The sequence below is a fragment of the Pseudomonas sp. BN606 genome, assembly GCF_029873115.1.
Classification (GTDB): domain Bacteria; phylum Pseudomonadota; class Gammaproteobacteria; order Pseudomonadales; family Pseudomonadaceae; genus Metapseudomonas.
On sequence record NZ_SSOF01000039.1, the window covers coordinates 143,548 to 167,062 of the forward strand.

Here is a 23,515-nt window from a genome sequence, read left to right on the forward strand (position 1 = left end):
GTCCTGTCCTCCCCTTCGTGACGCTTAGAGTCGCGTGTCCACCTTGATGAACTTGCCCAGTGGCCGGAAGCTCTGGCCGTGCAGATCGACGGTGACGATATGCGCGCCGGCCAGGCCCACCCGCTGCCCTGGCCCGAAATCCAGCGCCGGGGTCAGGCCGGTGCGGAAACCACGCAGGCCTTCCAGGGCGCTGACCAGCTTCTTCCGGCTGGCGTCCCGACCCGCGCGCTTCAACCCCTCGCTGACCAGCATGGCGGCGCAGTAGGCGCCCACCTGCAATGCCGCGTGCTGACCGCCCAATCCCTGGCTGCGACGAATCGCCAGCAGCGCTGCCTCGCCTTCCGGGGTCCAGTCGGCGGGCATGAATGGATAGGCGAGGAACACCCGTTCGGAGAAACGCGGCGGAATGCGCAGGGCGCTGCTGGCAACCTGCGCCGAGGCGGCGAACAGGTAGGGCGAAAGGTCGTCTGCCTGGAGCCGGTCGGCGAGCCGGGCGAAGTCCTCCGACTGGCCGAGGAAGAACACACCCTGCGCCCCCCTGGCTGCGGAGCTGAGGGCACTACTGCCGTTTTCGGCGTCGTAGCCCAGCAGGCGTACCCGCGACCACCCCTGGTCCATCAGGCGCAGGGCCAGGGATTCTGCCAAGCCCTGCTGCCGGGCCTCCCCGGGGTAGACCACCAGGGCTTCCGACTGCTCCAGGCCGAGGTCGCTGCTGGCGTAACCCGCCAGGGCGAAAAGCTGCTCGCGCAGGCCCGGCAGGGCATTGAAAACCAGCGGATTGCTTCCAGCTTCATCGAACAGGGCCAGTGGCCCCACCAGCGGTACGCCAGCCTTGCCGATCGACTCGGAAAGGTCGCCATCCAGCGCCGGCACCAGGGGTGCCAGCAAAGCGAAGACCTGATCCTCGGCGAGCAACTTCTCCAGCGCCCTTTGTGTGCTTTGCCGGTCCATGCCGGGGTCAAGCACCACCAGCGACAACCGCCGGCCATGGATGCCGCCCGCCTCGTTGACCTGCGCCAGGGCACCGCGCAACACCGCCTCCACCGTGCGCCCCAGCTCGGCCAGGGGCCCCTGCGTTGGCAGCAGTGTCCCCAGGCGCAGCTCGGCCTCCTGCACACCGGGATCGTGGTCATCTTCCAACCGCTTGAGATAGGCGGTGAGATTGGCCATGTCACGCAGGGACATGACGAAGCGCGGCATGGCCGGGTCGAGGCGGTTGCCGGCGGGGTCGCGGCCCTCGCCCACCGCGCGGGCCAATGCGCCCTCGTCGTAGGCCCCATGGTTGCGGCCGTTGGATTGCCGCTGGCCATAAGGCAGGGAAAGGCGCCGCCAGGTGATATCCGGTGGGCGCACACCGCCTTCCGGGCGCCCGCGGCCATCGGCGCCGTGACAGTTGGCACAGGGCATCACCGCCGCCGGCACCAGGGTATCGCCGGCACCGACCCGCGCGCTGATCTCGCCATTGGCCGAGCCCATGCCCTCCAGGTAGATGCGCCGACCCGCCGCTTCCTCAGGGCTGAGTTCCAGCGCAACGGCCAGGCCCGCCTGGGCGATCAGCATGACCAGCAGCAGGGCGCGCCACATGGCTGCGGCCCTCAACGCCCGGCCACGGGCATAGTCATCAGTTGCAAGCGCTGGGCGATGGCATTCACCGGCGCGTCGGGGCGGATCTTGCTCCAGCGCTTGTTCGGTACATCGCCGGCGATCAGCAGGGTCGAATGGGCCTCCGGGCTTTCACCCAGTTGCCCCAGGCGTGCCAGCACCAGGTCCATGTTGGCCTTGTCGCCGGTCAGGAAGATCCAGTTGGGCGAATCCACGCCGTGCTTGGCGGCGAAGGCCTTGAGCACTGCCGGAGTGTCGTTCTCGGCATCGCTGGAAAGTGAGATGAAATACACCTGCTTCGACAGGTCTTCGCCCATGGCTTCGCGCACTTCCTTGAGCTTGCGGGTGATCAGCGGGCAGGCGTCATTGCAGTGGGTGAAGATCACGTTGAGCATCACCAGCCTGCCCTTCAGTACGTCGCTGTAGAAGCGCACTTCCTGGCCGTTCTGGTCGCGCAAGAGCGTATCGGTGAAATAGGTCTGGGCGTCCGTCGTGCCACCGGCCTTCAGGGGCTGGGCAGCGGGGGCATTGGAGGCCGGGGCGGCTTCATGGTTCTCGTGGCCTTCGTGGGCGTTGGCGACGTTGGCCAGGGCCATGGCCAGGACGAGCGGGAGCAGGCGCTTCATGGGTGGGTCTCCTGGGCAAGGGCGTCATGGCTGCGGCCGCCGTGTTCGCGGGCGGCGCTGAGCTCGTCGACCCGCGCCATCAGCACGGCGGGATCGGTGAAGCCGTAGAAACGGGTCCACTGCTGGGTGCGGCCATCGCCCACCATGATCAGCGGCGGGTGGTCCTGGTAGTTCGCGGTCCAGGTGCCGAGGCCCCTGAGGGTGTCGGTCACGGCCTCGCTGGTGCCGGTGACCCAGCGCCAGCCCCCACCCGCGTCGAAGCGGCCGGCATATTCGTGGAGACGTTCAGGGGTGTCGCGCAGCGGGTCGATGCTGAGGGAAATCAGCTGAACGTCGCGACCGGCGCGCTCGCCCAGTTGTTTCTGAAGCTTCTGCATGATCGCCGAGATCACCGGGCAGACCGTGGTACAGCTGGTGTACACGAAGCCCATGACGACGATGCGGTCGCCGACCAGGTCGTCCTTCAGGCGCAACTCGCGGCCATCCTGGTCCAGCAGCGGCACATCGGCGAAGACCACCTGGGCGCCCGCCTGCGAACTGGCGTGCCCCTGGTGCTGCGCATGCGGGTCGGCGACCATCTGGGCCATATGAGCGGCATGTTCTTCCTGACGGTGGTCCGCCAGAACAGGGCCGGCAACGAGACCCAGGGTGACCAGCGCGGCAGCGATGCCAGTTTTCAACGGTTCCATGGTGTGCTCCTTACGGGTTGGTCCGTGCCTGGCCCTGGACGGCACGCAGGCTGGCATAGGGTTGCGAGCCGAAGGGCATGCCCAGGGAGGACGAGCCCACGTGCAGGTAATACGCACCGACCTGTTTCAGCTCGATCGGCGCCTCATAGACACCCTCGCCCACTTCCACTGCAGCCACCTCGTAGGGGCGTGAGGCCGGCGCCTGGAAGTAGCGCACGCGCAGGTCGGCAATGCCGGTCTTCGGCTGGTCGGCGCCGCCCTGGAGAATGCGGAAGCGCGCCTTGGTGGTGGCGCCCGCAGTCACCAGCGGCTGGTCGATGAGGAACTCCACACGCGGCTTGTTGCGCTGGGCGGCCATGGCCTTGTTGGGCTGCACATCGGCGCTGAAGCAGTGGGCGATCTTCGGCTGGTTGAGCATCACCGCCAGGTCGAACTTGCCCGGTGCCGGCAACTTGATCCGGCTGCTGAACAGGCCCGGCTCGACTTCGCGCATGCTGCGGTCAATGACCCGCGCGGCGCGGGAGGTGTGGCCCCGATTGAGGTAGCCGGTCATGGGGGCGTTCATGCCTTCCATGTAGAAGTAGGTGGTGTTGTCCACCGGGTTGACCACGAACACGGCGCCTTCATCGCGAGCCTGGCTGAGGCCATCGGCCAGTGGCAGCTCGCCGGCCAGCTTGGGGGCAGCGGGACCTGCCTCGAAGGCCTGGACGATGATCTGCTTGTCTTTGCCCAGTGACTCCAGGTTGATCATGCTCACCTTCGGCGACGCCAGGCCGCGCACATAGGCGTAGTTGCGGGTGAACACCAGCTGATAGGGCTCGGCGGTGATCTCGGCGCGCTGGACGATCTCGTCACTGCCGGCATCCAGCACCAGCACCTGGTCGCTCAGGCTGTTCAGCGCCAGGCCGAAGCGACCGTCCGGCGTGAAGCGCAGCGGCCCCAGGCCGTGGCCGGCATCGATCACCTTGCGCACCTTGAGGCTGCGGGCGTCGATGACGGTGACGGTGCCCGCCTTGCCGTCGCTCACGTAGAGCGCACCGGAAAGGTTCGACAGGGCCAGGGACAGCGGGCTCGGCCCGGTCTCGATGTCCTGCACCTTCTTCAGGCTGGCGACATCCACGACCGTCACCCGGCCGGCATCGCGACTGCTGACGAAGGCAAAACGCGAGTCGGCGCTGAAGGCGATTTCGTGATGGCCGCCACCGGTGGCCAGGGTCGCCACGGTCTTGCGTGCCTGGGTGTCGATCACGGTCACGCCGCCCTCCTCCCCGCGCTGGGCATTGTTGCCAACCCAGAGGTAGCGGCCATCCGGCTGCAGCGCCACGCGCACCGGCTCGGGCCCGGCCGGCAGGTTGCCCAGCACCTTGAATTCGGTGGTATCCACCACCGCCACTTCCCCCGCACTGGGCATGGAAACGTAGAGCAGGCGGTCGTCGGCGCTGGCAGCCCAGTCCATCGGTGGGCGCTTGAGAGCGACGCGAGTCAGGGTGCTGGTGATGCCGCCCACCGAGGTCACCGGATCGATCACGGTAAGGGCGGAATCCTTGTTCATCACCACCAGGTAGTAGCTGTTCAGGTCCACCAGCGGGCGTGCGCTGAGCACGCCCTTGAGGTAGGTGCCGATGCGTACCTTGCACTGGTCGGCCTGGCCTTCCGGCAGCGCCTGGTCGAGCCAGGCCCCCGGTACCTGCCCGGCCAGCGGCTGGCCAGTGGTGGCATCAGAGATGCGCAAGCGGACATCGGCAAACATCCCTTCGGTGAGCACGCCATCGCTGCCCAGCGGCCGGGCCTCGAACTCGATGGCGACGCCATCGCGCACCAGACGCTGGGAAACGCCAGCCGGCGCTTCGGCCGCAGGGACCTGGACGGCCAGCAGGCCGGTGAACAGCAGCAGGCTGGAAGCTTTGTGCAGGGCTTTCATCTGGCGTCCTTCCCCTTGGTCTGGACCTCGTGCTGATGCAGGAGCAATGCCTGTGCCAGCCGTTAAAGGTCAACAGATTCAACGACTTGTGAAGTCGTGGACGGGCAGAGCCCGGATTATTCCCCACCCATATCCCCTCTTTTGGGGGAACGCTGCCCGGCAGGTTCGAGCCTGCCTGAAGCCACCCTCTCCCCCGTCCCCTCTCCCTGAAGCGGAGAGGGGTGACTCGCGCCGGCAGCACCCTGCCCCGGGAAGCCACCCTTGTGGGGGCGAATTCATTCGCCAAGCAGGACGCAGTTCTCTCTGGTGAACGATCCGCGGATGCCCGGAAAAGACAATCGCAGGCCATGCCTGGCCTGCGATTTCAGTGTCATGGCTGGCCGAGCTCGATGGGCCCACCGCAGAGTGGGTAGAGGCACGAAACCCATAGGCAGAGTGGACCTTCGGGAGCGAATTCATTCGCGAATGAATTCGCTCACACAGTCGTTCATCAGGCCCTACTGCTCATTGGTCACCCGCAACAGACCCCAGACCCCGCCGACGTTGCCGAAGGCAGCGTAGTCCCGGTACAGGTAATCCCCCGGCACCGCGTTGGCGCCACCAGCACTGGGGATCGACAGGCTGTAGTGCGCCGCCGGCAGCACGCTTTCCTGGGCACCGATGTAGAGCGCCGCCGGGTTGATGCCGAAGCGCAGCGAGCCGATGCCAGCGTTCTTCTGCGGGTAGCCCCAGACGTCCAGCTTCTCGGACAGGAAGGGGTTGAACGCCCAGACATGGCCATCGAGCTGGAAGGTCATGCCACGGCTACCGCCCGAGGGCATGGTCACGTGGGTACGGAACGGCTGGCCGGGTTTGACCTTCATGATCGGGGTCAACGGGTCGCCACCCACCAGCTCGTTGTTGTACGCCATGTGCGCGTTGGGTACGTCGCCCCAGCCGTGGCCCTGGGCATGGCCGAAGGGCGCGTCCGGCGCCTTGCCGAAGCGGTACCACAGCGGCTCGCTCTTGTAGTTCACCGCCATGCCGGAGTTGTCCTTGGGATCGGCCGGGATGCCGAAGCCTTCGGAGGCCATGTTTTCCACCGGCCGGCCATTGGCCCAACGCATGTTCAGCGACTTGTGCAGCACCAGCGAGAAGTCGCGGTACGGCGTGCCGGACAGCGGGGTCACGGTGGCGGCAGCACGCATGCCGGCGTCCTCGACCCAGGTGGCGCCTTGCGGGGCGATGCTCATGGCGCCGGCGAGGCCTTTCTGGCCCTGCTTGACCGGGTCGGCCGGCAGCAGGTTGAAGCCACCGAACTCGACCGGGGTCGCGGTGATGTTGTCGACGCTGCGGCCGAGCTGGGTCACCGGTTTGCCCTCGCGTTCCAGGTGGCCGACGTAGAACTTGTAGCTCTTCGACGGCCAGGCGCCGCCCGCCGCGCCGCGCGGCTCGACCGTCTGCACCGGGTTGATGCCGACGTTGAAACCGTCCGACTTGGTGATGTCGTACGCCAACAACTGGGTGTGCAGGCCGACATGGCTGGAGGGCCGCATCATGTTGTTGTTGAAGGTGGTTGGACCCTGCGCGCTGTTGCGGTCGCGCTTGACCAGGCCCTGCATCACCGCGTAGGTCGGCAGGTCAGGCATCGTCTGCGGCAGGCGGTTTTCCAGGGTGATGTTCACGCAGTCGCCAGCGGCAGCGCGCAGCACCAGCGGCTCGACGGGCACGCCGGGCTTCAGCTTGCCGGTGAGCGGGTCCAGGTCGGCCTTGCGCACATAGAGGATGGCGGTCGGGTCATGCAGCGGGCCGGACTGGCCGCCGATGGTGAACACCTCGCCGTCTTCCTCGTCGATCACCGTTGCCTGCGCAATGGTCACCGGCCGCGCGTTGAACACCAGGGTGCCACCCTGCGGGTTGAGCGGCCCGCCGGCATGCATGCCCGCCCCGGCCGGATCGCCGATGGTCAGGCCCAGCGGATTGCCGAGAATGTCGTTGGCGAGCGCCGCGACGATCTCGTAATTGCGCTGCACCGTGGTGCGGGTACCAATGCCATTGGGGTTGGAGCTGGTACGTGGGCACACCCCATCGAACTGGGTGGTGTTGCGCGATGAGACCGGGCGCGGGTTGTTCGGCAGGGCGAACAGGTCGGTGCGCGGCTGGGTGTAGTTGCGCATCACGCCCCAGATGCCGTTCCAGTAGCCCTCGATGGAGGCATCCATGTTGTAGAGGTAGTCGGCAGCCTCATAGGTGGTGTTGCCGGACATCATGGTCACCGGGGCGACGAAGCCGAACTGCTCGGAGATGCCAACCATCTGCGAAGCCTTCCATCCCGAGTTGCCGCTGTTGCCGAAACCGGTGCCCGAGTGCAGCCACTTCACGCCGTGCAGGGTGACGTTGTGCTCCTCCTCATGGCCACCGGCGTGCATGCGCAGGCGCACGTTGTCGCCGGAGTATGCCCGCAGCAACGGAGTGAACGGGTCGCCCGGCAGATCGCCGCCGAAGTTGATGTGGGGCGGGAACGCGGTGCTGGCACCGGTGGGGCCGGTGGCCGAGCTGATGGCGCTGGGCGCCAGGTTCAGCGCGGGAATGGCGCGATCGGTACGGGTCTGCAGGGCATAGGCGAGATCGCCCGCCAGGCCGTCGGCCTGCATGCCGGGCTTGCCGTCCGGGGCCAACTTGTTGGGGTCGAAGATGCGCAGGCCCACAGGCTCGTTGCGGTAGTTCACGACGAACATGCCGGGGTCATCCACCGAGATCGCCTGCGGGCAAGGACGGCTCGGGCAGCCCAGGACCTGGCCGCCAGCAGCCTCACGCACCGACTCGAAGAGGTTCGAACCGGACTGGCGCACGGGCGGGTTGATGGCGTAGCGGAAGCTGTCCATTGAGGTCGGATAGGCGCCGGCATCCGGGATGCCGTCAGGACCGGCGCCGACGTAGACGCCCGCCTCGTAGGCATGCTGGAAGTCGCTGTACTCCATGAAGAACTCGCGGAAGCTGTCGTTCTTGCCGTCGCCATCCAGGTCGCCGGTGGCGATCACCGCCTGCCAGGAGGTCGGGCCGCCGTCCTGGCGTCCACTGTAGAGCGGCTGCCCGGTTTCGCCGTGGTACCAGCTGGAGCCGGCCGGCTCGGTGAGCACGGTGGCGTAGAGGCCGAGCTGCTGGTGGGTGGACGGGCCGAAGTGGTCGTGGGTGAAGATGTTCCCCAGACCGCGGTCGACGTTGTAGGTATTGATCAGCGGGTCGGCGAACCAGCGCTGCAGGGTGGTGCGCGCACCCAGCCAGTCAGCGCGGCCGAACTGGCCGAAATACGGGTGCTGCCTGGCCACCGGGCACTCCTGGGAACCGTCGCGCGGGTCGGCGTCGACGCAGTGGTTGTACTCGCGGATGGCGTGGATGCGTTCCACCACGCTGGCCGGCGAGAGGGTGCCGTCCTCGTAGTTCCAGCCATTGGCCGAGCCGTCGGCCGCGGTCAGGTCCCACTTCGGCAGGTGGATGTGTTGGCCGATGATGTCGGTGGGGGTGCGCACCTGGTAGTCGTCCAGCTCGTACACCGCCGGGATCAGGTTGGTGTGCTGGTACATGGTGCAGTCGAAGGTGTTCATCCGCATCACCAGCGGTTCCGGCGGCTGCTGCTTGTTGATCACCGGCCAGGCGTCTTCCCAGAGCGCGAGGATGCGCGTCTGCGGGAAGTGATAGCCAACCTTGTTGAACACGGCGTCGAACTGGATGTTGGCGCCCTTGTAGACGCGCGGGCGGTCGGCGGTGTAGGCCGAGCTGCCGGTGAAGGACTGGCCGTTGATGGTGTCGCCGCTGTTGTAGCGACCGACTGCGGAGGCCTGGATCAGGCGCTTGCCGGTGTCGTCCATGCACGGCTCGTAGTACGGCGCACCGCCCACCGGCAGGCTGCCGTTGGTGCGGAAGTTCTTCGCCTGCACGGCGCCGCTGGGCGACACGGCGAAGCTAGGGTGGCTGGCCTTGGCGTGGAAGGCCATGACCGACTGTTCGACGTCGGTCCCCTCTTCCGGGATGAACACGGCCTTGGCGCGGTGGACCACCTTGGAGAAGTCCAGGGCGCTGGTGACCACTTCGGCCTCACCGCCAGCGGACACACCGTCGAGGGTGTGGCGCGGCAGGCCGCCGTCCCAGCCACCGGCCTGGGCCGGGTCGATGTTTGCCCACAGGGCATTGCCCGAATCACGCAGGCTCTGGGCCCTGGCGGTGTCGAGCATGTCCAGTGGCGGAGTGCTGGGGCGTTGGCCAACGGTGCTTTCGATACCACCGATCCAGAACGGGAAGCCCGGGTTTTTCAGGGTGCCGTCGGCGTTGCGGTTGGCCTCGCTGCGGTCCACCAGGGCCACCGAGCCCACGGCCTTGCGTTCAGGTTCGTGGTTCGAATCGTCATCGCCCTCTTCGTGCTCGTCGTCATCGTCGTTCGCAGCCACCAGTTCTTCGCCGTACTTGGCGACCACCGTGACCTTGCCCGGCATGGGCGGCATGGCCTTGCCCGGCAGCGGGACGATAGCGGGAATCGGTGTACCGGCGACGATTTCGCCATCCGGCAGGGCGCGGGCGCCCTGTGCAGGCAGGCCGCTGCGCAGTTCGAAGGCCTTCTTGTGATAACCGTCGTCGCCTTCCTCGGATACCGCCAGGCGGGTGCCTTCCTCGAATACATCGTGGATGCGCCACATGGCCCACATGCCCTGGGCGAAGTGCGGGTAGAAGTGGCAGTGGTAGATGGCATCGCCCGAGGTGCGGTTGCGGTTGCCGGAGCCACCGTTGGCGATTTCGTAGGTGTAGCCCGAACCCGGCCCGATGCCCTGGGCGTCGATGTAGTCGGAGTTGTCGTCATTGGGGTTGAACAGCCACTGGTGGCCGTGCAGATGGAATACATGCTGCTCGTAGCCGTTATGGGTGTTGCGGAAGCGCACGGCATCGCCGATGTAGCTGTGGGCGACGTTGGACGGCTCGGCCGGGAACAGTGCCATGGTGGCCTTCACCCCGGTGGTGCCTTCCGGCGGTACCTGGCCAGGCAGGATGGCTTCCAGGCCGACGTTGGCCGGTACGTCCACCTGCATGGCGATATCGCCGACGGCGTGAGCGCTGAGGAAGAACTCTTCGTACGCGCAGGACAGGCAGTCATGCATCGGGCCGACACCAAGACGGTTGGCCACCACCTCGGCACCGATACCGCCAGCGCCGTAGTTGATCATGAAGGAGTCGCGGGTCGGCTCCAGCACATGGCCGAACACCGGGTCATTCCAGTAGCCGGGGAAGGCCTGGGCCACGGCGTTTTCGTCATGGAACACGGACGAGAAATCGCGGAAGGGTTCCAGGCGATTGGGCAGCGCCGGGTTGCGCTTGCCGTAGCTTTCCAGCGGGTAGGTGTTCTGCGGGAAGGTGCCATCGGGGTTGGGGCCCATGACCACGGCATCGGTGTCGCTGGAGATGATCTCGCCGTTGTCCATCATGGCGATCACCGGCAGCCCGGCCTTGCCTTCCTCGTTCCAGGGCGCAGCCTGTGGATAGCGTTTTTCGTAGTCGATGATCGGCTGGCCGGCCGGGGTGCGTCCGGTGGTGGCCAGGCGCATTTCTTCTTCGGTGATCACGTTACGGTAGGTGCGGGCGCCCTTGGGCAGCACCACCACCTGGGCGAACAGGCCGTTGGCGGTGTTGCCGCCGGTGCCTTCACCACCAAAGGTGGCGCCGTAGCTGGTGGCGGCAAAAGCGCCCTCGCGCTCGGCATACAGGGTGTAGGTGCGGCTGCCACCCGGCGGGACCAGGTTGTTCTGGTTGCGGCCAGCGTTGGTGGCGATGTCGCCAATGTCGTTGACCGCCTGCATGCCGTTGACCTGGAAACCGACATGACGGTCGGCGACCTGCTCGTCTTTCTTGAACAGCGGGTCTTCGGGATTGTTGGGGTTGGCCTGGTAGGCCAGCAGGTTCTGCAGGTTGATGGTCAGGCAGTCGCCTGCGGCCACCCTTAGCACCAGCGGGCGAGGACGCTTGTCCGGACGCAGCGCCACCTCGCCGGGCACTGCCGCGCCGCCCTGGGTGAGCGGCACTTCGTTCCGGTCCACCACGTCACGACGCAGGGCGAACATCATGCCGTTGATGTTCTGGGCACCGAGGCGGTTGAACATCAATGGCTGATCCAGCGCCACGACATTGGCCACGAGGTTTCGCTGGCACTGCACGGCCGCCCGTGCCTCCTCGGTGGAGAAGAGCGCGCCCAGCAACAGGAAGACGCCGCCCAGATAAAGAGATGCCCTCGGGGCACCATCGGAAATGGGGTTTGCACTGCGCGAAGGGTTAGTCCGTTTCATTTGGCTGACCTCGGTATCAGGTGCACGGATGCCAAGAGAGGGCAGGACTGATCGAGCAATGCCTGTGCCATCAGAGCAAGGCCTTTAAAATCAGATAGTTGCAATCGCCAATGGGGGAATTGCCAGTATTTCCCCCACCCGATTCCCACCCAATTCCCCGGTTTCTACGGGGTGGGGGCGATGGGGCGTGGAGTGATTCGTGAAGGGTGATTTCAATCGTGATGGAGTGCGTGGGGGCAGGATAAAAAGAGCGTTATCCCCCCTACGCACCCTGCGGCGAACTCGTTCGCAATCGGCCAGCACCTCGTAGGGTGGACGACGCTTTTCCGTCCACCAGGCGGAGTTCGATTCAGCGCCGGCCTGTTCAGCGACTGAAGTCGCCCCCACAGAAGAATCCATGGCCCGAATGCAATTCCTGTGGGAGCGAACTCATTCGCGAATAAATTCGCTCCCACAGGACTACGGAATCGGGGTGATGGCGGTGAAGGATTCGCAGGAAAACGCCCCCGCATCTGGGGAATTTCCCCACTAGCGGGGTCGTTTTGCGTCGGCCTGGAGGCGCTGGTAGTGACCCAGGACACTGGGCACGTAGCGCTGGGTTTCCGGGTAGGGAGGAATGGCACTGCCATAGGCGAGCACGGTCCCGGGACCCGCGTTGTAGGCGGCCAGGGCAAGGGAGAGGTCATTGTCGAACATCGTCATCAGGCGCTTCAGGTAGCGCGCGCCGCCACGCACGTTGGCGGCCGGGTCGAACACGTCCTGCACGCCCAGGTCCTTCGCGGTGTCGGGCATCAACTGCATCAGGCCGGCAGCGCCCTTGGGCGAGAGGGCGGAAGGATCGTAGTTGGATTCGGTCTGAATCACCGCGTGCAACAGCTCCGCCGGCAGTTCGTAGTCGAAGGCCGCCTGGGCGACGATCAGCGCGTAGCGCGGGGCCTTGGTCCTACCTTTGCGGATCGGCTGGACCAGGCTTGGGGCCTTGGCCAGCAAGGGTTTCTCACGGGCCACGCGAACCAGTTTGCGATCACTGCGCTGGATGTTGGTGAGGGTGATGCTGCCGTCCGCCGAGACAACCCGGAAGATGTCGGCATGGGCGCAGAACGCGCTGCTTGCAAGGATGCTGGACAGCACCAGGACGGGCACTCTGATCATTGTTCTCTCCCTGCGGGGCCGGAGCCCTTGGGGTTGCTCGGTGCTGTTCCGTCAGCAAAGCACGTGCCGGAAGGTCGGTCCGGCGATGTGTCGCCCCCCTCGCCCGTCTGTCGTGCATAGCTCTTGCATAGCCATACGCAGTGACCCGCAGCGGAGGCTCCCATGAAGATGCTTCGTCGACCCGAACAGGGCTTCACCCTTCTCGAACTCCTGGTGGTGCTGGTGGTGCTTGGCTTGTTGGCCGGCATTGTGGCACCGAAGTATTTCAACCAGCTGGGCAAGTCGGAAACCAAGGTGGCCCGGGCGCAGATCGAGGGGCTGGTGAAGGCCCTGGATATCTACCGCCTGGAGGTGGGCCGCTACCCCAGCACCGAGCAGGGCCTGACGGCACTGGTGAGCGCCCCGTCCGACGAGCCGCGCTGGGGCGGTCCCTACCTGCAGAAGGAAGTGCCGCAGGACCCCTGGGGCCGCGCCTATGTCTATCGCGCTCCCGGTGAGAACGGCGATTTCGACCTGCTCACCCTGGGCAAGGACGGCCAGCCTGGCGGCGACGGCGAGAACGCCGAAGTCACCAGCTGGCAGTGACCGCCATGCGCTTCCAGGTGAAGGCGGTACGCGCCCAGGCCGGGGTAGTCGCCCTGGTGGTGGAGGCGGCAAGCCAGGACGACGCCCGTCGCCAGGCCGAAGCCCAGGGATTGCGGGTGCTGGCCCTGCAGGCCGAACGCGGCTGGTCGCTGCAGAACTGGCGGCGCCGTGAGGCGTTTCCGCTGCTGCTGTTCAGCCAGGAACTGACCACGTTGTTGAACGCCGGCCTGTCGCTGATCGATGCGCTGGAGAGCCTGGCGGAGAAGGAAGCCGACCTGCAGGCGCGCAAGGTGCTGGGAGCCCTGGTGCGGCTGCTCTATGAGGGCAAGTCGCTGTCCCAGGCCCTGGCGCAGTTCCCCTCGGTATTTCCTGCGCTCTACGTCGCGCTGGTGCAGTCCAGCGAGAAGACCGGCGCGGTCGGTGACGCCCTCGGCCGCTACGTGGCCTATCGCACGCGGATGGATGAGGTGCGCCAGAAGATCATCAGTGCCTCGGTCTACCCGGTGCTGTTGTTCATGGTCGGCTGCGGTGTGTTGCTGTTCCTGGTGGGCTATGTGGTGCCGCGCTTCAGCCTGGTGTTCGAAGGTCTGGGCTCGAACCTGCCCTGGCTGTCCCGGGTCCTGCTGCACAGCGGCCTGTTCCTGCACTCGCATCAGGCGGAGGTGTTCGGCGGCGCCGCGCTGGTCCTGGTGGCCCTTGTGCTGTTGTTGCGCCAGGAGAGCGTGCGCCGCGCCCTTGGCCGGCAGATAGAGCGACTACCGGCGATCCGAGAGCGCATCCAGGTCTATGAGTTGGCGCGTTTCTATCGCTCCCTGGGCATCCTGCTGCAGGGCGGGATCCCCATCCTCACCGCCATCGAGATGGTGCGCGGCTTGCTCGGCGCCGCCTCGCGCCCGAGGCTGGACCAGGCCGCCGCGCGCATTCGCGAAGGGCAGTCGTTGTCACGCGCGCTGGAAGAGCATGGGCTGTCGACGCCGGTATCGCTGCGCATGCTCAGGGCCGGTGAACAGTCCGGCAACCTCGGGGAGATGATGGAGCGCACGGCCGATTTCCATGACGAGGAAACCGGCCGCTGGATCGAATGGTTCGTGCGTCTGTTCGAACCGCTGTTGATGACCTTCATCGGGCTGATCATCGGGGTGATCGTGATCCTGATGTACATCCCGATCTTCGAGCTGGCATCCAGCATCCAGTGATCCGCGCGTGCTGGTAGGGGCGAATTCATTCACCAAAGGCCGCGCAGCGACCCCGTCGCGGTCCGTTCGACCAGGCAGGCTTCGGTCCAGCACCGATGGTGGATAAAAGGGCGTTTTCCTCCGCACGTTCCCTGCGGTTGGCTCGTCCGCAACCGGCACGCACCTCGTCCACCAAGCGGAGTCCAGCCAGAAAAAACAAAGCGCAGGACCAAGCCTGCGCTTCTTCTTGAACCGGCGACGTCAGGTGCCTTTCTTGACCTGCTTCACGGGTTCTTCGGAGCCTGCCGCGGGACGGCGGCGATCGGAAAGTACCCAGGCGCCGTCATACAGCTTCAGCGGGAAATTCACTTCGCCGCCACGACGACGTTCCATCTGGGACGACGGTTCGCTCGGGGACTCGCGCAGGGCGCCGGTAGGCAGGCCATGCAGCACCACGTTGCCCAACTCATGCAGGGGGAAAGGCTTGAGCAGGATGATGTCGATCTTGCGCTCGATGGCGCGGTTGCACACTTCGATGCTGGGATGTGCGGTCATCAGCACCGCTTCGCAGCTGTGCAGGGTGCGGATGGCATCGAAGACATCGAAACCGGTCATGTCCGGCAAGCGATAATCGAGCACCAGCAAGTCGGGCTTGAAGTTCACCACGACTTCCAGAGCGATGGCACCGTTGGCGGCGGTGCGCACTTCGCAACCGAGCATTTCCAGGTAGGTCTGGAAGTTCCCGGCGAGGATTTCTTCATCGTCGACTATCAATACTTTCTTCGACACTGCGGCTGCTCCCCTGTCAGGAGATCGGACGGCGGCCAGGCTGACCGCTACTTGCATCCTTGCACGTTCCGAGCCAAGGCTGCATCGACCCGACTGGGTCGATGATTTCTAGAGTCTAGATCGGCGCGGAAGTTTCACCAGACATTGATCCCCCGACCTTGGTCGGGGGAAACCCCTGAATCGGGGAGGATTTCAATGTTGCTGCCGGTCGGGCCGTTCCAGGCCCAGCTTGTCGATACGGTAACGCAGCATGTCGCGGGTCAGGCCGAGCATGCGGGCGGACTTGGAGATGTTCCAGTCGGTCTTGCCCAGCACCTTCACCACCAGGTCACGCTCGGCGTCGGACAGGCTCATGTTCTCGTCTTCCAGCCCCAGCGGACTGCTGGCCATCTGCGGCATCGCCGCTTCGGTGACGCCGGCGCCCGCCAGCAGGCCACGGCAGATGGTGAGCTGGTCCGGGCCAATGAGGTTGCCCGGCGCCAGCAGCACGGTCTGCTCCAGCATGTTGCGCAGTTCGCGCACGTTTCCCGGCCAGCTGTAGCCCTTGAGCACGGACTTGGCTTCTGCGCTGAAACGCAGCCCCGGCTTGCCATAGCGTTTGCCATGCTGGGCGACGAAATGTTCGGCCAAGGTCAGGACGTCGTCGCCACGGGCGCGCAGTGGCGGCACCTTGATGGTGATGATGCGCAGGCGGAAGAACAGGTCGCGGCGGAACTTGCCCTCCTGGACCATCTGTTCGAGGTTGCAGTTGGTGGCGCTGATGATGCGCAGGTTGACCTTGCGCTCGCGCACCGAACCCAGGCGACGAATGGTGCGGTCCTCCAGCAACTTGAGCAGCTTGGCCTGGAGCAGCAGGTCGATCTCGCCCACCTCATCAAGGAACAGGGTGCCGCCGTCAGCAGCTTCCACCAGGCCCACGCGACGGTCCTTGGCGTCGGTGAAGGCGCCCTTCTCGTGGCCGAAGAGTTCGGCTTCCAGCAGGTGAGAGGGAATCGAGGCGCAGTTGAACTCGACGAAAGGGCCCTTGCTGCGCGCGCCGTCGAAGTGCAGCGCGCGAGCCACCAGCTCCTTGCCGGTACCCGTCTCACCCTCGACCAGTACCACTGGCAGGTCTTCCCCGGCCATGCGCTCTTCGGCACCGAGCACCTGGCGCACCATGTCCTTCATGGTGCGCATGGGTTCGGAATCGCCAATCAGTCCGGTGAGCCCGGAGTCCTGGGCTTCACGTTGCTGGTAAAAGGACAATCGCTGTTCCTGTCGCCGCGCTTCCAGCACCTTGTCCACCACAAGCTTGAGCTCGGCGAGCGCCACCGGCTTGGTCAGGTAGTCGCTGGCGCCAGCCTTCATGGCCTCTACCGCGCCCTGCACATTGCCGTGGCCGGTGATCATGATGACCTTGAGCTGTTCGTCCATCGCGCGGGCACGGCTGATCAGGTCGCAACCGCTCATGCCGGGCAGGCAGTAGTCGGTGAGGACCAGGTCCGGATGCTGCGCCTCGATGATCGGCAGCGCTTCTTCGGCCGAGCTGCAGACCATGACGTCGAACTGACGCCGTTGCAGGTAGGTGCAGAAGTTGTCGGCCAGGATTTCGTCGTCTTCGACAATCAGAATGCTGTTGCCCATTTTTGTTATCCCCCTGCCGTGGCCCTGAAGGTCAGGTGCACGTTGGTGCCGGCGTTCTCCCGGCTATCGATGCTGACTGCTCCACCAAAGCGCTCGACGATCTTGCGCACCAGCACCAGGCCGACGCCCAGACCGCCACGCTTGGTGGTGTGGAAAGGTTTGAAGGCCATCTCCAGCATGGCCGGCGACATGCCGCTGCCGGTATCGCTGACGGTCAGGGTCAGCAGATGGCGACGCGCATCGGGTTCCAGGCAGATGGCCAGGCGACCGCCGCGCGGCATGGCCTCGATGGCATTGGAAAGGACACTGCCGAGCAGTTGTTGCAGGAGTACCGGATGGCTGACCACCTTGGGGGCCTGCCGGGTTTGCCAGTCGACCTCGATGCCGGCGTGGCGAATCTGTGGCTCGTAGGCGGCGAGGGTTTCCTCCAGGGCGTTGGTGAGGTCCACCGGCTCCTGGTCGCCGGCCAGCGGGCGGGCTGACAGCAGCAGCTCGCGCACCCACTTCGACATGCGATCCACCTGGGTAATGATGTCGCCCAGGTTCTTGTGCAGCGGCCCCGGATCCACCTCCAGCGCCAGCTCGGCGCTGGAGCGGATGGATGCCAGCGGATTGCGCAGGCTGTGGGCAACCGCTGTGGACATCTCGCCGAGCAGGGCCAGTGTTTCGTTCTCCACCAGTTGCCGCTGCTGGTCGTCCACCAGGCGCGAGGCGTGGCGCACGAACCAGAACAGGCTGAGGTAGATCACCGCTCCGCCCACTGCCGTGGCGATCCACAGCAGCACAAGCCCGCGGTTCATGCGGGCGATCAGATCCACCGGTTCCTTGTAGATCTCAATGATCGAGAGCACCTCGCCCCGGCTGTCCAGCAGCGGGATGAAGCTTTCCAGGTAGAGGCTGTGCGGCACACGCATGAAATAGTCTTCCGCCGGGCAGGCATCGGGGCCGTGATGCTCGGTGGTCACTGTGTTGCCGCTGCTGACCGCCTCACTGAGCTTGGCGCGCTCCAGAGAATGCCCACCCACCAGCTTCGGATTGGTCGACCAGATCACCACGCCGTCGGGCGCATAGACGTTGGCCAGCAGCACATCGGGCAGGCGCACGATGTGGTCGAAGAACTCTTCGTGGGACTTGATCAGTTGTTCATGGGAGACGCCAAGGCGCGCGCCATCGACGCGCTTGTCGAGGAACTCGCCCAGGGTCAGGCCGGGGGAGAAGTTGCCGTGGATGACTTCGACATCGGCGATGGACTTGATGAACTGGGCACTGAGCATGGCATCGCGGTCGATGCTCTCGCGCATGAGGAAGCGGGTCGCCGCCGAGCCGAGCAGGATGGCCACCGCGAGGATGATCACCAGGCTCACCAGGGAGAACCAGCGGAACAGATTGAAGGGCTTGGTCACCAGCGCCATCTTCATCGAAACCTCCCCTAGTGTGACCGTCGGATCGCTCGCAAGGCGGGCGTGAAAAGGTGCCTCCGGCCGGGCCGGCAACTCCTGCGCCGACTGCGGGTAGTTATAGCGCAGGCCCCGTGATTCGCGGCCGTACCGTTCAGCGGTCGCCGAACGGTACGGCCGGAAATTCCCCATTTCGCCACCCACTTTTCCCCCACTTCTGGGGTGCCAATCCCCAGCTCCGGCGAAAGCTCCCGACGACTCTTTTCAAGATGTTTCAGACGTCGCCCCCATGCCAGAGCGGCCGAACCGCTCTGGCATGGGGTTTGCGCCCTTTCCTGGTCAACGACGGGCCCCCGGCCTATCGGAGCCTGACAAACGGCGAAGTTCATCGACTGGAAGGGCAACACCATGCACAACGCACTGCCGAAACTCGCGCTCCCACTATTGCTCGGACTCACGGTCGTCCCGACCAAGGCCGGTCTCTATGCGGTCGACCAGACAGCCACTACCGAGGCCAACGGGTTCTTCGCGGCCTGGTATCAGGACACCCATGGCCGCGCCCTCGATCTCTGTCTATCCAAGGCACAGAGCACCCGCGTCCCCGGCTCCTTCATGTGCAACCTGCTGCCCAACCCGGGTGTATTCGACGAAACCCAGCCGGTCGCCTTTCCCGACAACTTCCCGGACGAGGCGTTCTGGTTCACCGGCGATGCCGTCATCACCGATGCGGCCACCGGCATCGACCTGATCTATGTCTCCGCACTGGAAGCGGCTTTCGGGGGTGGTCTGCCTGCAGCGGGCGACCAGATCAGCTTCGCGCGAATCCGTATCCGGGTGACCGTACCGGTGGCTGGCACCTACACCGTCACTCACCCCTACGGCGTGGAAGTGTTCGATGTGGATGCCCCCGGGACGCGCGCCATCAACCTGACCCGCGACATCGGCATCAGCACGCCCGGCGACTTCAGCGGGGCCTTGAAAGGTGACGTCGGGCCCTTCCTGCGCTCGGTGAACGGACCCTATGTGGAGGTCAACCCGGTCACCAGCCTGCCCGAGTCCTTCATCGGCGACCCGAACGTGCTGGAAGAAGTCACTGGCAGCCCCTTCGGGACCAATTTCGTGCGTATAGAAGGCCCCAACGGCTTGCGCGCGGAAACGCGGCAGTTCGCCATTTCCGGCAAGTTGTCCCAGGTGCCGTTGCCGACGCCCCTGATCGTCGAACGCGCGACCTATTCCACTGGCGGTACCGACGGCACCGCCCAGCAGGACTTCTTCACCCTGGCCCCACCCGCCCCGGCCACCGTGCGCTACACCGATACCGCCGGTGCCAGCGGCGCCATGCTGGGCAGCGCCACCGGTGCCTGGTACGGCCAGTCCGCAGCGACCCCGACGGCCAATGGAAGCGTGTCGTTCATCGCCGACAACAGCGTGGCCATCCCCGGCAGCACGGCCGCTACCAAGACCGCGCCGCTGGTGGACCTGGTAACCATCAGCCGCGCTGAGTACAGCCTGGGCACCGGCCGCCTGACGGTGGACGCCAGCTCCAGCGACCAGGCCGACCAGCCGGTGCTCACAGTGGAGGGACTTGGCCCGCTGGTAGCCGGACACCTGGATCTCCCGGCCGGCGTCATTCCACCGGCGAGCGTCCATGTGAGCTCGGCCAATGGCGGTTCCGATACCGAAGAAGTCCTGATTCTCCCCTGAGAACAACACTCACCCGCCCCAGGCGAGTGAACGGAGGCAGTCATGTTCAAATGGCCAGGAATACTCACCCTGTTGCTGGGTGTGCTTATCGGCGCCCCGGTTGCCGAGGCGCAACTGGCTGCGGTGGACCCCGGTCCGTACACCGCTGCCAGCGGCTACTTCCCACGCTGGTATCAGGACACCCAGGGCACGCCGCTGGAGCTTTGCCTGTCCAAGACCCTCAGCACGCGGGCTCCGGGTAATTTCATGTGCACCCTGCTGCCGAACCCAGGCATCTTCGACGAGACCAAACCCGTGGCCTTCCCCGGCAACTTCCCGGATGAAAGCTTCTGGATGCTCGCCGAAACCAGCATCGACGATCCCGGCAACGGACTGCAGCTGGATGTCTATGTGGCCGGCATCGAGGCGGCCTTCGCCGGCGGCGTGCCGCGGCAGGGCGACCAGCAGAGCTTCGCGCGCATCCGCATTCGCGCCACGGTGCCGGTGGCCGGCACTTATACCGTCACCCATCCCTATGGCGTGGACACCTTCAACGTTACCGCGCCCGGGCGTCGCGCCATCAACATGACCCGCGACATTGGCATCGGCGCCCCCGGCAACTTCAGCGGTGCCCTGGCAGGGAACATCGGCCCTTTCCTGACACGAGCCGGAGGCCCCATCCAGGAAACCAACCCGGAGTCCGGTGAACTGGAAACCTTCATCGGCGACCCCAACCTGACCGAAGCGGTAACCGGCAGTCCCTTCGGAACCAACTTCGTGCGCATCGACGGCCCCAATGGCCTTTCCATCCAGACCGACCTGTTCAATCTGTCCGGCAAGCTCTTCACCGGTGGCGTCGCAAGCGAGGTCGGCGTCGACCGCGCCACGTACAGCCGCGACGCCCAGCGCACCTGGATATCGGTGTTCGCCAACTCCAGCGCCAGCGCAACGCTGTGCTTCCGCGAAAGCGTCGACCTGGTGGGTGACCCACCGTCGCCTTGCCAGTTCGAGATGACCGGCGATGGCAGCGGGCTGTTCTTCGGCCAGGACCTGGCCCCGGCCAACCTGCCGCCCTTCGTGCTGATCACCGCAACAGACACCAACGCCTCGGCCACCACCCTGACCCAGCCACTGACCGATATCGTCAAGATCAGCCAGGCGCGCTATTCCTGGCCGAACAAGACGCTGACGGTAGAGGCGCGCTCCAGTGACGAAGTGGAAATTCCGTCCATGGCCGCTGAAGGCTTCGGCCGCCTGCTGCCGGTCAGCGGTGTGATCCAGCGCCTGGTAGCCGTCGGCATTGAGCAGCCCCCGGCGAAGGTCACGGTGAAATCGGCCGCTGGCGGCAGCGACACGGAGTTCGTGGTCATCGAAGGCAGCCCCGTTACCCAACCGGCCAATCAGCCACCCGTGGCCTACCCGGACAGCGGCAGCACGACCGCCGACGTGACGGTGACCCTGGCCCTGACCGCCAACGACAGCGACCCGGACGGCAATCTGCCGCTGTCCATCGCCAGCCTTGGCAGCGTCACCTTCGGCACCCTGGTACAGAGCGGCACCGGTGCGGTGATCTACACCCCGCCGCCCCAGGTCGCGAACACCCAGACAGAGACTTTCACCTATCAGGTCCGTGACAACCTGGGCGCCCTGTCCGCCCCCGCCCTGGTGACCATCACCGTCCGACCGAACCTGCCGCCGGTGGTCGCCAACGACACTGCGACCACCAGCGCCGGCGCACCGGTGACGATCAATGTGCTGGCCAATGACGCAGACCCGGAAGCCAACCCGATGACGGTGGTGAACCTCACCCAGCCGCCGACAGGACTCGGTACGACCAACACCAACGGCACCACGGTGACCTATGCCCCGCCGGCTAGCGTGACCACCGCCTTTACCACCACTTTCAATTACCAGGCGCGGGACTCGATCGGCGCCACCTCGTCGGCAGCAACGGTAACCGTGACGGTGAACCCGGCCGTGGCGGCCGACAGCCTGGCGATCACTCAGGCGCAAGTGAAGGCGGGCTCCAACAACCGCTACTCCTGGGATATCCAGGGCACCACCTCGCGGCCGCAGAACAACCAGATCCGCATCGAGGTCACCAGTACCCAAGGCACCGCTCTGCTGGGCACCGCCACGCCGGCGGCGAACGGCCGCTGGAAGCTGTCGGTGAATAACTCCTCCGCTATCGTCCCCAGCGCCAGCCCCGGGGTCACCGTGCGCTCCACCTTCGGAGGCGTGCGCACCGGCAACATCACCGTACGCTGATCGCTCAGCGCCAGTTCCCCCCAGTCGCGTCGGGCGGCTGGGGGGATTTTTTTGTTTGGCATTGGCCCAACGCTCAGCAAGCCGACGTTCAATCTCACAAGCCCATTAGGGTGGATAGCGCTTCTCCATCCACCAGCGGCGCCATGCCCGCCCCGAATGGTGGACCGGTGAAACGTGGCCCCCCTAAGACATGGCCCCCCTGCCGCCCCAATTCAAGGCAAAACCGCCCACACGGTCAGATTCATCCCCAGAGTTGTGCACCTGGTCAGCTTCCAGCAGTCGGGAAATCACCGCGAACCTCGTACAACCGCTTGAAAAACCTCGCCTTCACCCGATAATCGCGCGCCCGGTCGTTTGCCCAGAGCATCCTGGCGCTCTTTTTGCTGCCCGGCAGACCTGACCAATCAGACAAGTTCTACGCAGATAGACACAGCTTAAAACCACTGGAGCCAATACCCGATGAACCGCGTCTTTTCCTCCCTGATGCTCGCTGGTGGCCTGCTGGCGGCCGGCAACGCCCTGGCCGACGGCCCCCTGCTGTGGCAGGACAACAGCCTGACCTACCTCTACGGCAAGGATTTCGAGATCAACCCTGAAATCCAGCAGACCTTCACCTTCGAGCACGCCAGCGGCTGGACCTTCGGTGACCTGTTCATCTTCGTCGACCAGATCAACTACAACGGTGAGGAAGACGCCAACGCCGGCAAGAACACCTACTATGGCGAAATTTCCCCGCGCCTGTCCTTCGGCAAGATCTTCGACCAGAAGCTGGAATTGGGCCCCATCAGCGACGTGCTGCTGGCCGCGACCTACGAGCGTGGCGAGAACCGCAACCAGAACTACCTGCTCGGCCCGGGCTTCGACCTCAAGGTCCCCGGCTTCGACTACTTCCAGCTGAACTTCTACTACCGCAAGCCCGACGGCATCACCAACAGCCCGTCCGGCCAGTGGCAGGTCACCCCGGTGTGGTCCTACACCATTCCGGTGGGCAATTCGGACATCCTGATCGACGGGTTCATGGATTGGGTATGGAACAACAAGGACGCCACTTCCGACCGTCCGAATGACCTGCACGCCAACCTGCACTTCAACCCGCAGATCAAGTACGACCTGGGCAAGGCCATGGGCTGGAGCGCGGTGAAGCACTTCTACGTCGGCATCGAGTACGACTACTGGAAGAACAAGTACGCCATCGACGACAACAGCTTCCTCGGCGACGAGATCCTCGGCGGCACCGACCAGAACACCTTCAGCCTGCTGGCCAAGGTGCATTTCTGATGCCTGTGGGGCCCGGCACAATGTCGGGCCCCTCTGTCTTGCACCATGGAAAAGGCGGGTAGAGAATGCGCGACAGTCTCAGCCTGCAGTCAGAAAAGGAACCTTCCGATGGCCAGCGACAGCGCCCAAGCCACTTCGCACACCCGGGGTGAGAAACTGGTTTCCAGCGCCTGGATCGCCATCGCGATTGCCGCCCCCATCGGCTGCATCCTCGCCAGCGAGCCCTTCGACTTCTCCTCCGGCCTCGCCGCACTCTCCCTGATAGCCCTCTGCGCCATCTTCGCCTGCTGGCCGAAGCTTTTCTTCGCCCCCATCAACTACCGCAATCTCTGCGACGAAGTGCCCCGCAACAGCTCGATTGCCATGGCCGTATTCGTCGGCCTCACGGTGCTGCGCGGCTTCGTCGAACTGGTGGCCTGAAG

The 23,515-nt window shown here is 65.3% G+C and carries 15 protein-coding genes; 6 read left to right on the forward strand and 9 right to left on the reverse strand.

From position 1 onward, the window contains the following. Positions 1-24: 24 nt before the first annotated feature. From E8E75_RS03950 to E8E75_RS03975, 6 genes are all read right to left on the reverse strand, one after another. Entirely contained in the window at positions 25-1,584 is a 1,560-nt protein-coding gene (locus E8E75_RS03950) for an ABC transporter substrate-binding protein (RefSeq protein WP_153920581.1), read from the reverse strand. 11 nt (positions 1,585-1,595) lie between these two features. Next, positions 1,596-2,228, reverse strand: a complete 633-nt coding sequence (locus E8E75_RS03955; RefSeq protein WP_153920583.1) for an SCO family protein — start codon at positions 2,226-2,228, stop codon at positions 1,596-1,598. Next, positions 2,225-2,917, reverse strand: a complete 693-nt coding sequence (locus E8E75_RS03960; protein WP_153920585.1) for an SCO family protein — start codon at positions 2,915-2,917, stop codon at positions 2,225-2,227. Before E8E75_RS03960 ends, E8E75_RS03955 begins: the two co-directional genes overlap by 4 nt. 10 nt (positions 2,918-2,927) lie before the next feature. Beyond that, positions 2,928-4,838: a cytochrome D1 domain-containing protein gene (locus E8E75_RS03965; protein ID WP_153920587.1), complete on the reverse strand. Its 1,911-nt coding sequence runs from the start codon at positions 4,836-4,838 to the stop codon at positions 2,928-2,930. A gap of 497 nt (positions 4,839-5,335) precedes the next feature. Further along, the gene (mnxG, locus tag E8E75_RS03970) at positions 5,336-11,143 is read right to left on the reverse strand and encodes a manganese-oxidizing multicopper oxidase MnxG (RefSeq protein WP_256673127.1); all 5,808 of its coding nucleotides are present in this window, start codon (positions 11,141-11,143) and stop codon (positions 5,336-5,338) included. A 528-nt stretch (positions 11,144-11,671) separates the two neighbouring features. Next, positions 11,672-12,295 (reverse strand): lytic transglycosylase domain-containing protein, encoded by a 624-nt coding sequence (locus tag E8E75_RS03975; protein WP_153920590.1) that lies wholly within the window; start codon positions 12,293-12,295, stop codon positions 11,672-11,674. A gap of 162 nt (positions 12,296-12,457) precedes the next feature. On the opposite strand from E8E75_RS03975, the gene gspG reads away from it, so the two are divergent. Both gspG and E8E75_RS03985 read left to right on the forward strand, forming a co-directional pair. Continuing rightward, entirely contained in the window at positions 12,458-12,880 is a 423-nt protein-coding gene (gene gspG, locus E8E75_RS03980) for a type II secretion system major pseudopilin GspG (protein WP_120654430.1), read from the forward strand. 5 nt (positions 12,881-12,885) lie between these two features. After that, on the forward strand, positions 12,886-14,076 hold the full coding sequence (locus E8E75_RS03985) for a type II secretion system F family protein (protein ID WP_120654429.1): 1,191 nt from the start codon (positions 12,886-12,888) through the stop codon (positions 14,074-14,076). A 240-nt stretch (positions 14,077-14,316) separates the two neighbouring features. Here the strand turns inward: E8E75_RS03985 and E8E75_RS03990 are convergent, their stop codons facing one another. From E8E75_RS03990 to E8E75_RS04000, 3 genes are all read right to left on the reverse strand, one after another. Then, positions 14,317-14,844, reverse strand: coding sequence for a response regulator (locus E8E75_RS03990; RefSeq protein ID WP_120654428.1), 528 nt, complete (start codon positions 14,842-14,844; stop codon positions 14,317-14,319). 192 nt (positions 14,845-15,036) lie between these two features. Beyond that, a complete protein-coding gene (locus tag E8E75_RS03995) occupies positions 15,037-16,467 on the reverse strand; it encodes a sigma-54 dependent transcriptional regulator (protein ID WP_120654427.1) in 1,431 nt (476 codons plus the stop codon). A 5-nt stretch (positions 16,468-16,472) separates the two neighbouring features. Then, on the reverse strand, positions 16,473-17,885 hold the full coding sequence (locus E8E75_RS04000; RefSeq protein ID WP_120654426.1) for a HAMP domain-containing sensor histidine kinase: 1,413 nt from the start codon (positions 17,883-17,885) through the stop codon (positions 16,473-16,475). Positions 17,886-18,272: 387 nt separating this feature from the next. Here E8E75_RS04000 and E8E75_RS04005 point away from each other — a divergent pair, with 387 nt between their 5' ends. From E8E75_RS04005 to E8E75_RS04020, 4 genes are all read left to right on the forward strand, one after another. Beyond that, entirely contained in the window at positions 18,273-19,568 is a 1,296-nt protein-coding gene (locus E8E75_RS04005) for a hypothetical protein (protein WP_153920594.1), read from the forward strand. A 42-nt stretch (positions 19,569-19,610) separates the two neighbouring features. Continuing rightward, positions 19,611-21,815: an Ig-like domain-containing protein gene (locus E8E75_RS04010; RefSeq protein ID WP_280358071.1), complete on the forward strand. Its 2,205-nt coding sequence runs from the start codon at positions 19,611-19,613 to the stop codon at positions 21,813-21,815. A 459-nt stretch (positions 21,816-22,274) separates the two neighbouring features. Continuing rightward, on the forward strand, positions 22,275-23,093 hold the full coding sequence (locus E8E75_RS04015; protein WP_153920596.1) for an outer membrane protein OmpK: 819 nt from the start codon (positions 22,275-22,277) through the stop codon (positions 23,091-23,093). A gap of 108 nt (positions 23,094-23,201) precedes the next feature. Further along, a complete protein-coding gene (locus tag E8E75_RS04020) occupies positions 23,202-23,513 on the forward strand; it encodes a hypothetical protein (RefSeq protein ID WP_120654422.1) in 312 nt (103 codons plus the stop codon). Positions 23,514-23,515 lie beyond the last annotated feature (2 nt).